The sequence below is a fragment of the Agrobacterium sp. CG674 genome (genome assembly GCF_053521645.1).
Map to the genome: position 1 here is coordinate 536,799 of NZ_JBNWDZ010000004.1, position 10,705 is coordinate 547,503.

The window sequence follows — 10,705 nt, forward strand, 5'->3', positions numbered from 1 at the left end:
CGGGTATTGTCTACCCGGCCAGAAGCGTGGGATCAGTTGGCGACGGCGCCAACCTCACGGTCCCAGCGTTCCAGCAGAGCCTTGCGCTTGACCGGATCGCCATAGGTCTTGAAGTCGTAGTCGATGAGCTTGATGTCCTCGAACTTCGGCGCTTCCTTCGGTACTTCAGCCTTTTTGTTCGATGGAAGCTGGAAGGACTTGGCATCCTTCATTCGCGACTGCACTTCCGGCGTCAACGCCCAGTCATACCAGACCTTGGCATTGTCCAGATTGCGCGCACCCTTGATGATAGACATGGAGCCGATTTCGTAGCCGGTGCCTTCGCATGGGGCGATGGACTTGACTGGGAAGCCTTCGGCAGTCTGGGCAACGGCGTCATGCATGAAGACAATGCCCAGCGCCGTCTCACCGCGTGCGGCAGCCTTCACCGGTGCCGAGCCCGATTTGGTGTATTGAGAAATATTAGCGTTCAGTTTCTTGAGATAGTCGATCGCTTGATCTTCACCCATGATCTGTGCGAGGGAGGCCAGTGCGGTATATGCCGTACCGGAGGAGTTGGGGTTGGCAATCTGAATTTCACCCTTTAATTCCGGGGCAAGCAGATCGGCCCAGCACAATGGCTCCTTGTAACCCTTGTCCTTGAAGATCGTCGTATTGTAGCCCCAGCCCAGAGCGCCCGCGTAGACACCAACCGTGCGGTAGCCTGTGCTTTCGGCCTGCTTCTGGGCCCAGTCCTGTAACTGGTCCAGCATGGGTGATTTGTATTCCATCGTCAGGTTTTCGGATGCCGCCTGCACATGGGGGTCACCAGTGCCTGCCCACCATAGATCGGTTTTTGGATTGCGGGCTTCGGCCCGAATTTTCGCGTAGGTTTCGCCGGATGACAGGCGCACCATATTGACCTTGATGTCGTGGGACTTTTCGAAGTCGCCCTTCATCTGTTCGCAAATCACCACATCTGCAGAACAAATGACGTTGAGTTCACCGGCGGCCTGTGCCGAAACCGCCCCGAGGGATACCCCGGAAAAAAGTAGAATGGAAAGTGCTGAAAGTCGCATGCGTTATCCTCCTGTTGCTTGCGATAAAGTATGATGGAAAGGCGCAATTTTGCCTTCACGGCATGGACGTCCATGTCGCCTGATCTTGGGTAACTGTCTGAAAAGTCGGGGTGCGGTTACTGCGTCGCTGTTATTTCCGCATCGAACCGCCTGAGGAGCCGACTTCGTTCGCCGGGTTGGCCGAAGGTCGCGAAGTCGTAGTCCACCATCTTGATAAGCGAGATATCCGGGGCTGCCGGAGGAAGTGCTGCCCTGGCATTCGAAGGCACCTGGTTCTGGCCTGCCGCTGCGCCTGTCGCTTGTCCCTCCGGACTCAAGGCAAATTCGACAAAGCGTTGCGCGGCCTCGATGTTCGCGGTGCCTTTGACAATGCTGACCGCGCCGATCTCGTAGCCCGTGCCCTCGCACGGTGCGACGATCACAAGCGGAAAGCCCTCTTCCTTCTGGGTCACAGCATCATGCATGAACGATATGCCGATCAGGGTCTCGCCTCTTGCCGCGGCCTTGACCGGTGCCGAGCCGGATTTTGTATATCCAACAACGTTGCGGTTCAGCGCGCCGATATCCCGAAAGGCCTCGTCTTCCCCGAAAAGCTGAATCAGTGTCGCGAGCATGGTAAAAGCAGTGCCGGATGAATTCGGGTTGCCAGCCTGAATGAGTCCCCTGTAAGCGTCGTTCGCCAGATCTTTCCAGCAGGTCGGGGCCGGAAGACCCTTTTGTGCCAGAACTTGCACGTTATAAGCAAAACCAAGGGCGCCTGCATAAATGCCAGAGGAGTGCTGCCCGGACATTTTGAAGAAGTTTTGCGCCCACGGCAAAATGTCGGCCTGATGTTTCGGCACGTAGATCTCAAGCAGGTCTTCGGATGCTGCCTGAAGATGGGTGTCGCCGGTGCCGCCCCACCAGACATCGATTGTCGGTGCAGATTTTTCTGACCTGATCTGGTCGAGTATTTCGCCGGTACTCTTCCGTGTTATGGAAATGGACATGCCCGACTGGGCTTCGAAGGATTGCTTCATTTGAGCACACCACGCCTCATCGGTGCCACACAGCACGTTGAGACTGGTGTTGGCCAAGCCGGGATCCACGGCGCAAAGCCATGCCGTCAGTCCCGTCACTGTAGCCAGTCGTGCTTTCAACAGAGCCTCCCTCTTGGAACCTCCCCGTTCCAATCTCCGCAGTGAGCATGTCAGATTTGCGGGTCGGTGCAATCGAAGAATGATTACCAATTTTGCACCGCAGTGCCGAAGAATATTACATTCATTACATTTATGTCGAAGTGCATCATCAGCTAGTCTTTGAACATCGATGACCAAACTCGTATGGTGTCATTGGGAGGACTACACATTGCTGAATCAGAAGGTGCGAATTCTGATCGTCGAGGACGATCCTGATATGGCGGAGCTGATATCCGATCTCGTGGAGGCCGAGGATTGGATACCGATTTGTGCGGGGTCGGCGGAAGAAGCGACGGCGATATTGGCGCGGGAACAGGTTCATCTGGTTCTGGTCGATCATAATCTGCCCGGCACTTCAGGGCGAACATTCGCCCAGCGACTGCGGCTTCAATCCGACATCGGTATCGTCATGGTCACCGCCGCCGGTAGTGCTGCAGATCGTGTGCTGGGGCTGGAAACCGCAGCCGATGACTATGTCGTCAAACCTTTCGAGCCGATTGAGCTGACGGCGCGCATGAAGGCGGTACTGCGCCGGACGATCCCCGCATTGAAGCACGACAAGGAGATCGAAAAGGACCACACGCGGTCGTCACTGCGGCTTGGCGATTGGGCTATCGATTTGGATGGGCGGCAGGCGACATGCCTGACGGACCGCAGCCGCACGCTGACAACGGCGGAGTTTGCGCTGCTCGAGATACTCGCGGGCACCCCCAACCAGCCAGTCAGTAGGGCTCAGATTCTAGATTGCCTTGGCACTGAGAGCGAGCGCTACATCGATCGCAACGTCGATGTGCTGGTTCTGCGCCTGCGCAGAAAGATAGAGCTCAATCCAGACTTGCCCCGCCACATCAAGACACGGCGCGGCAAAGGTTATGTGCTGCACACAGATGAGGCAGAGCTTTTACCGTGATCAGCCGTTCGTTTCTCTCATCGATTGCTTTCCGCCTGCCATTCGCAATCGTATTTATCTGCTGTCTGGTGTTCAGCCTGTCTGCAACGGCAATCTTCGGCTTGCAACGCGCGCGCAACGAGATGGCGGCCTATGGGCTGCAAGCCTTTTCCAGCCTGGCAAAAGCGTCTCTCATTTCGAGACAGGTTTCAGATTTGGTATCAAGCGCACCGTTTCTCATGAACGCCGCATCACCCTACCGGGTATCCAGCGAAAGCCGCGCTGTCGTTGCGCAGGTCGATGGTTTGCTGAGCATGATCGATCGTGACGGTGAAGACTCCGTTATCCGAGGTTTTGCCAGTGGCCAGATCGTGGAACTGCTTAACCTCATTCACACCCAGACCAGAGAGTTGGCAAGGAATGCTGATGCCGCGCAGGATCATAAAGCGAAGGCCGCAGCGGCGCTGAGTGAGATCGCCACGGGCGACGGTGTCGAAGACGCCGCACTCAGACGCCAGTTGAACGGCATCGTGCAGGCGGCCGCGACGTCCGATAGCCTTTTTCAACTGGGTGAACTTCGCCGCCGCTATGTTGCCGAGACCGAGGCACGTCAGAACAGATCAGCGCCGGATGTCAGAGTTCCAGCCGAGCGGCTTCTACCCTATGAGCGTGTCTTCGAAGCGCAAACCAAGTACCTCCTCGGCATGCTCACCATCCGCGCGTCCGTATCGAAGCTGCACGATGTTTCCCGCGATCTGTCGCATGCCACCGAAACCCAGAGCGATGCCGTGGCGCAGGGGCTGAACGACGACCTGCTTTCGACATCCAACGCGCTTTACCGGCTGTTGATCACCGTTGCCCTGGCTTCTTTGCTGGTGCTCGTCGTTGCTATTTTCTCGATCCACTCTGTCATGCGCGTGTCGCGCGGCATCGTTTCGCTGTCGAAGGGAATGAACGCGCTAGCAAAGGGTGACAAGAACGTCGGTCCTCCATCCTATAGCGGTAACGAGACGGAGCTCATCCGGCTTCTCGATGCTTTCAAGGCTTTCAACGACAGCGTAGAGCGCGTTACGCGCCTGCGCCGCACCGCCGAGGCCGCCGCGCGCACGATCCGTTCCACATTTCGCAACATGAACGAAGGCATCGCCCTGTTTGACGCGGCAGGTGAACCGATCACGATGAACCGACGCGTGATCGATCTTATCGGAAAGTCAGCAGCATCGCGCAAATCGCCGCTGCGAAAATTCGCGCAGGCCATTCCAGAAATTGATCCTGATCTTTTGCCGTGCAACGCGCATTCCGGGACATTGCAAGAGCGCGCCGTTGTTCGACACCGTGCAGACGATCAGCAGGTCATCGAAATCTCGCTGTCACGCCAGCCTGATAGAGGAATCGTGCTTCTGGCGCGTGATGTGACGGCAATGGACCGGCAGGAAGCAGAAGCGTCCAAGGCCCAGCGTCTCGATGGCATCATGCGCATGACACATCAGGTCAGTCATGAGGTCGGCAACATGATTGGCATCATCACCGGCAGCCTGGGCCTGCTGGATCGAGAAGCTGGCTTCAATGACCGTCAGAAGCGACACTTGGCACGCATTCGCAAGGCCGCAGACCGTGGGCGTGCGCTTGCCAGCAGCATGCTTTCAGTCGGTAGCCAGCATCCCATTCATCCGAGTGCGATGGATGTTGCAATCCTGTTGCGCGCAATGGCAGATATTTTGGAAATTGCTGTCGGGACGAAATGCCAGGTCAGGCTCGATCTTGAGGAGGGCTTGCCTAAAATACCTCTCGACCCAGCATTGTTTGAACAATCGATCCTCAACCTGTGCCTCAACTCGGCAGCCGCGATGCCCGACGGAGGATTGATCGTTATCCGCGCTAGACGAACGGAAAATCTGTTGCTGGTGCAAGTGGATGACAACGGAACGGGCATGAGGCCGGATGCGATGGACAAAGCTTTCGAACCCTACTTCACCACACGAAGCGATCAGGGCGGAGCGGGCCTAGGTCTGGCGATGGTATACGGTTTTGTCCGACAAAGCGGCGGCGAGGCGCAGATATTTTCGCGACAAGGCGAAGGAACGACTTTGCAATTGTCTTTCCCGCTGAAAACCGATGCCAAGTGATGTCATCTCCTCCAGTTACAGTGCCAAGCAAAGAGAAACTCGTGCGGATGACAGGCTTCAGCGACCGACCGACTGGCGAAGAACGCTTTGTATGCCGGCGCGGTTGATGCCGAGGTCCTGCAGTTCCCGAGAGCTCATCCAGCCAAGTTCGGAAACGGTCTGACGGTACTTGCGCCTCGAGACACTCTTGTCCGTCAACATGCTCTGGCTAAAAACTTGGTAGCGGTTCAACGTCCACCGCCTTGAAGGGGTACGAACCGCAAACACCTTGGTCCGGAAGACTAGGACTAGGCTAACTATTTGGAATATCTTCAGGCCATTCTTGAGCCCCGTGCAAGACACGCAGTACTCGAACCCTAGCTTCTGTTATTGCGTACGCTGCGAGGTAAGGCGTTCCGCCAATTACGAGCTCGCGTGTCCCGGCAATTCGGCCAACCCAGCCCCTTGCTGGAAAATCGATCAGGCGACGCACTGCAGCGACGATCCGTTCATCAACCAGGACGGCAGCTGCAGGGTTCTCCATCTCGATAAAGGTAAAAATGGCGTCGCGATCTGATAAAGCAAACGCAGACTAAGTTAGCTTCAAGACGTCATACCCGCCGCATTATTGCGCGCACCATTTGCATCGCGCCATATTCCGGGACGGCGATGCTCTTGAAGCCACGACATTGCTGAGCTGGCTGAAGGGAACGAAAGTGCCACGCAGCGTGGCAAACCTGGACATTCTCAATCGAATAGAAAGCCGTTACCGATTGCCACTCGGTTATTTCAAGGAGAAGCTTCCGCATCAGTCTCGCGCCGGGGTCGGATATGACGTTGGTGACGATGTCTCGCCCGCAGAGCGTCGACGTCTGTCGTGGCATTTGCCGGATGATTTCAACTCCTTGCCGGAAGAAAAACGTGCGGAAATCCTCGAATGGGTAAGGCGCGTGATCATGACCGGTGCGACGGACTACCGTCGTTATCAGGCGTTGGCGACGAAGCAACGTTATGCGATCCGCTTCCCTCGCGTAACCTATGGCGGCTCTCACCGACCGATGGCATCGCCCCGCAAAAGTGGTCGAAGGATGTAAAGACGAGCTGGAAGACCCAGATATGCTTTCCGGGCTAATCGACGCCCCTGCGCACTTGGGGCTTGAAATGGCCAATCTGATGTCGTTCAAGACCGCGACCCTGACTGCAGTCGGCTTCAAACGCAATGAAGTATGGGGCGAGGAGACGGCATCTCAGAAGCTCGAACATCTTGGCCTGATGTTCGGCGCTCTCGCCGCTTCACCTGAAGGCGAAGTCGCTGGGCGAGGCGTGCCACTCAGCGCATTGACCTTCGGTCTCTTTGTTTTTCCAGGCGTTTGGGATTGGTATTTACAGTGGCGCGAGCGACGACGTGGCTTCTACACGGCCTGGGAAGCGGACATGCTGAGCATCTCACTGTCGCTGACCCGTGAGGAGACAGGTTGGATCAGGCAACATCCCGAACTCATCGATCGCGTAGTACCGGTGGACGGCCTGGTTACGAAAGAGGAGATTACCTTCGCCAGGCGTGATTGGCATGCATGCTGCGATGCGTTTCATTCCCACGCACGGAACCGCATCAGGGAAATCCAACGAGTGATGCGGGTTCACCGAGACCCGTTCGAGCCGATCATGTGCGTGCTAGAGGCACCGAGCCCTCTGGCCGAATATCGCAAGATTACGGACGAGATCCTTCTCCGAATGCCTGATAAAGACCGCTACCCAAGAGCTGCTGCAGAATCCGTGCGCTCGTTTCTCATGTTGAGGCTAGGACTTCATCTAGGCTTGCGACAAAAGAACCTGCGACAACTGCTGTTTTGCCCGCGTGGTCACTTCCCAACGTCTGAAAGGCGTCTAGAAGAAATGCGGCGCGGAGAAATTCGATGGAGTGACAGAGAGAATGGCTGGGAGGTGCGGATCCCATCGGTCGCATTTAAAAACGCCAACTCGTCGTTCTTTGGATCGAAGCCATTCAGGCTGATCATGCCTGACCTGCTGGATCTCTATTACTACATCAATGCCTACATCGAGCGTCATCGAAAGGTTCTGCTCGGCAATGCAGATGATCCGGGTACGTTCTTCGTCAAGACAGTCAAGCTATCGAGCGCTGACGCGGCCTATAATCAGACAACGTTCTATGAAGCTTGGCGTCTTAATCATGCTGCACAGCTTCCTTGATATGGTTGCGTTTACCGGATGGCGTCAGACGCTCTATGCGGAAAGAAAATCACTCCCGTCAAGCAGGTAGGACACCAGGGGTGATCCGATGGCTCCGGCGACGTTGAGTTTCTTTCCGCTAACTTCCGGTATGGCGGACATGGCGCATCAGCCTGGCGCAGCAGCAATGCTTTTGGCATCAAGAGTGATCAGCAGTGCAATAACGAAGGCTGCGATTGTGGCAAACAGAAATGCGCCGAAGAAGACGAAAACTGCTCTTGCCCGGCCCATTCCCAGATCGTGAATAAACCACCGGATCTGAGCCTGAGCATACCATATCATGGCGACGATGATCGTAATGAGACCAGCGAGCGCACCCTCCTCTCGGGGCATGCTGACGAAATCGAAACCGAGGACGAGGACGAATGCGAAGGGAGCGGCAACATAGCACTGGCTGAAGAATGGTGGCCGAAGCGAGTTGCGTGTGATCCTGATGTGCTTAGACCGCAGCAGCGTTACAGCCATACATAAGGGAAAGATCCCGAAAATCACTCCTCGCGCAATCAGAAGGTTAGATGCAGAACCCAGTTCCTTGGCTGCGGCTGCAGAATCGTAGATCGACGGCAGCGCACTCGAGAGCCCTTGCGAAAGAAGCAGAGTGATCAACAGGAACAACGGTGGACTGAGGGTGTCCTCATACTGGTCTTCCGGATTGTCTGCCAATTCGGTGTCCGCGTAGCGCATCATCTCCAGCGGCCTGGCGATGGAGCGCCACATGGTCACAGGATAGAACACCAGCCATGACACCAGCTCGTAGAGTAGTTCTTCGAGCGACTTCAACAGTTTCATGAAGTCCAAAGGCCGTTTCCTCCCATCAGTCGCGGACGTGTAAGTGCGATCTCTTACCAGCGAGAGCCGCCTACGTCACGGTGGCAGTGCTTCCAGTTATTAGCGTTTATAAGTTCGCAGGCATACTCTTGACTGATTTTATTGTCGATCAAAGTAACGGCGGGAATGCCCCTGGGACAGGACCGGAGTTTGAGGGACAATGAACCCTCGCAACGATTTCGGGATGCATGCGTTGAAGATCACTTGCTGCTAACATAAGATCTGAGGAGCCCATTTATGAGGATCATGAAAAGCCTGATATTGAGTGCAGCCCTGCTAACTGCCGTGCCATCTTTCGCGGATGATACGAGACGCGAAGTTGTCCATTTCGCCCTAGGATCGTCCAGCTCCACCATCAAGTCTTCCGTGAAGGGCTATCAGACCGTCCAATACTCGCTGTCGGTCACGGCTGGCCAGAAAATGAGCGTCCAGCTCGATTCCAAAAATTCCAGCCTGTATTTCAATGTGACCGCACCGGGTGCGGATGCGGCAATGTACAACAGCTCGATAGACGGGAACGGGACAACCATCACGATCCCTTCAAGCGGCAAATATCTGATCGATGTTTATCTCATGCGCAATGCGGCCCGCAGAAGCGAGTCTGCCAGCTACGACCTGACACTCTACGTCGAATAGGCGATCCAGACGTCGAGGGGCGATGATGGGGGGGTACAGCATGAAAGCTTCAGAGACTTTATCCCAGGAGGATTTCCCCTTCTACGATGGCACGCCAGTCGAGATCAAAGGGGTGGGCTGGCTGACTATTATTGCTTCGGTTCTGGTCGCACTTCTGGCGCTCACCCTTATTCCGCTGCGCAGTTTCCCTTATAATCTGGTGCCGACGCTGCTTTTCGTCGGCATTCCGCTTCTGGCTCTGAGGGTCGTGGCAGGACAACACTGGAGCTGTCTTTTCCGTCCGCTTCATCTTCGATCTTTTGCACTCATGCTGCTATTCTGCTTAGCCACACTTGTGGGGTCAATGGCGGTCGGGTGGGTTTTGCAACGGTTTTTCGAGCTGCACTCCAATCCGGTCGCAGACGAGATTGCAGTTATGTCGGCGGTGCAGATCGGTGAGGCATTTGTTGCCACTAGCATTCAACTGCTCGGTGAGGAGCTTTTCGGGATATTGCCCTTCCTTGCGGTGCTCTGGCTTTGCGTGAAGCATCTGCACTTGTCACGGAAGTTGGGGATCCTGATCGCCCTCGTTGTCTCGGGACTACTCTTTGGAGCAGCGCACCTGCCGACGTACGACTGGCGTTGGGCGCAGTCCCTCATCGGGGTCGGGTCTGCTCGCATCATCCTCACGCTCGCTTACATCGTAAACGCGATTTTCTCCGCACGTTGACACGATCGTCGCCGGTATATCGCGAGTAGTGGTTCGGATTTGTTTGTTATGCTCGCAGTGTTTTGCTGCCGAAGTTGAACGGCATGAGGTCGTCAATTCCGGCGTCAGGAGCGCGCTGTGGCAACTCATGGAGCACGTGACGCAGCCAGGCGAGCGGGTCGACGCCACAAGCGCGGCAAGTCAGCATGAGACTGTAGATCACGGCGCTGGCCTTGGCACCCTCGACGCTGTCGCTGAACAGCCACGATTTTCTTCCGGTCGCAAAAACTCTGATATCGCGTTCAAGAATGTTGTTGTCGATCGGCATTCTGCCGTCACTGATATAGCGCGTCAGATACTCCCACTGGTTTAGAGTGTAGGACACGGCGTCACCCAGCTTGGTGTCCGGCAAGACCTTTGGCGCAATGGTGTCAAGCCACGCCTTTAGGGCGTTCAGGACGGGCAAGCTGTGCTGTTGGCGGAAACGGCGAATGCAGTCGGCCTTCGTCTCCCCAGGATCTGGGGCCTTGTCTCTTGCCTGCTTTTCGATCCGGTAGAGCTGCTCGAAGAACCTGAGAGCTTGCTCCGGCGGTCCGCCTCCATTCTTGCGGGTCTTGAGGGCCTCGACAAAACGCCGCCTGGAATGAGCCATGCATCCGACATGGGTGGAGCCATTGATGGTGCGCCAGGCTGTGTAGCCATCGCTTACCAATATGCCGCGATAATCACCGAGGAAGGTCTGCGGGTGGATCTGACCCCGGCCGGGCTGGTAGTCGAGAAGGACGATTGGCTCGTCACTGTCCTCACCGCTGCGGTATGCCCACATATACGACGTGCTGGTGGCTTCCTTGTTCTTTTCCTTCAGGACCTGAACGGTTGTTTCGTCACCATGGATGAGAGGATGCGACCGAAGCCGCAGCTTCAGGGCCTCATAGATGCGGTGCAGATGCTTCTCGCTTGAACCGATCACCCAGTGAGCAAGTGCGCCACGGCTGATCGGTACGCCGGCCCGCTCGAAGGTCTGGGCAACGCGGTACAGCGGTGTGCCATCGACGTATTTGTGCACAAGCGCG

At 56.1% G+C, this 10,705-nt stretch carries 9 protein-coding genes and 2 pseudogenes; 5 read left to right on the forward strand and 6 right to left on the reverse strand.

The window, feature by feature from the left end; all coding sequences use genetic code 11:
• Positions 1–32: 32 nt before the first annotated feature.
• Entirely contained in the window at positions 33–1,058 is a 1,026-nt protein-coding gene (locus ACQZ51_RS14850; RefSeq protein ID WP_448778307.1) for an ABC transporter substrate-binding protein, read from the reverse strand.
• 116 nt (positions 1,059–1,174) lie between these two features.
• Positions 1,175–2,167 (reverse strand): ABC transporter substrate-binding protein, encoded by a 993-nt coding sequence (locus ACQZ51_RS14855; protein WP_448778355.1) that lies wholly within the window; start codon positions 2,165–2,167, stop codon positions 1,175–1,177.
• Positions 2,168–2,405: 238 nt separating this feature from the next.
• Here ACQZ51_RS14855 and ACQZ51_RS14860 point away from each other — a divergent pair, with 238 nt between their 5' ends.
• The gene (locus ACQZ51_RS14860; protein ID WP_192065037.1) at positions 2,406–3,146 is read left to right on the forward strand and encodes a response regulator transcription factor; all 741 of its coding nucleotides are present in this window, start codon (positions 2,406–2,408) and stop codon (positions 3,144–3,146) included.
• The gene (locus ACQZ51_RS14865) at positions 3,143–5,251 is read left to right on the forward strand and encodes a sensor histidine kinase (protein WP_448778309.1); all 2,109 of its coding nucleotides are present in this window, start codon (positions 3,143–3,145) and stop codon (positions 5,249–5,251) included. The genes ACQZ51_RS14860 and ACQZ51_RS14865 overlap by 4 nt, the downstream gene beginning before the upstream one ends.
• Positions 5,252–5,308: 57 nt before the next feature.
• Here ACQZ51_RS14865 and ACQZ51_RS14870 read toward each other — a convergent pair whose 3' ends face one another.
• Together ACQZ51_RS14870 and ACQZ51_RS14875 are read right to left on the reverse strand one after the other, a co-directional pair.
• Positions 5,309–5,452 (reverse strand): DUF1127 domain-containing protein, encoded by a 144-nt coding sequence (locus ACQZ51_RS14870; RefSeq protein ID WP_448778357.1) that lies wholly within the window; start codon positions 5,450–5,452, stop codon positions 5,309–5,311.
• 91 nt (positions 5,453–5,543) lie between these two features.
• Positions 5,544–5,822 (reverse strand): annotated as a pseudogene (locus ACQZ51_RS14875) (type II toxin-antitoxin system RelE/ParE family toxin); the annotation flags it as partial.
• A 49-nt stretch (positions 5,823–5,871) separates the two neighbouring features.
• Between ACQZ51_RS14875 and ACQZ51_RS14880 the strand changes: the two are divergent.
• Positions 5,872–7,414, forward strand: a pseudogene (locus ACQZ51_RS14880) (hypothetical protein); the annotation flags it as partial.
• 174 nt (positions 7,415–7,588) lie between these two features.
• Here ACQZ51_RS14880 and ACQZ51_RS14885 read toward each other — a convergent pair.
• Positions 7,589–8,269, reverse strand: coding sequence for a permease (locus tag ACQZ51_RS14885; protein ID WP_448778358.1), 681 nt, complete (start codon positions 8,267–8,269; stop codon positions 7,589–7,591).
• Between the two features lie 276 nt (positions 8,270–8,545).
• Here ACQZ51_RS14885 and ACQZ51_RS14890 point away from each other — a divergent pair, with 276 nt between their 5' ends.
• Both ACQZ51_RS14890 and ACQZ51_RS14895 read left to right on the forward strand, forming a co-directional pair.
• Complete coding sequence (locus ACQZ51_RS14890) at positions 8,546–8,944, forward strand: hypothetical protein (protein ID WP_448778311.1); 399 nt, start codon at positions 8,546–8,548, stop codon at positions 8,942–8,944.
• A gap of 40 nt (positions 8,945–8,984) precedes the next feature.
• Positions 8,985–9,653, forward strand: a complete 669-nt coding sequence (locus ACQZ51_RS14895) for a CPBP family intramembrane glutamic endopeptidase (RefSeq protein WP_448778313.1) — start codon at positions 8,985–8,987, stop codon at positions 9,651–9,653.
• 46 nt (positions 9,654–9,699) lie between these two features.
• Here the strand turns inward: ACQZ51_RS14895 and tnpC are convergent.
• Positions 9,700–10,705: IS66 family transposase (gene tnpC, locus ACQZ51_RS14900; protein WP_448778315.1), on the reverse strand; the 1,006-nt coding region annotated here is incomplete at its 5' end.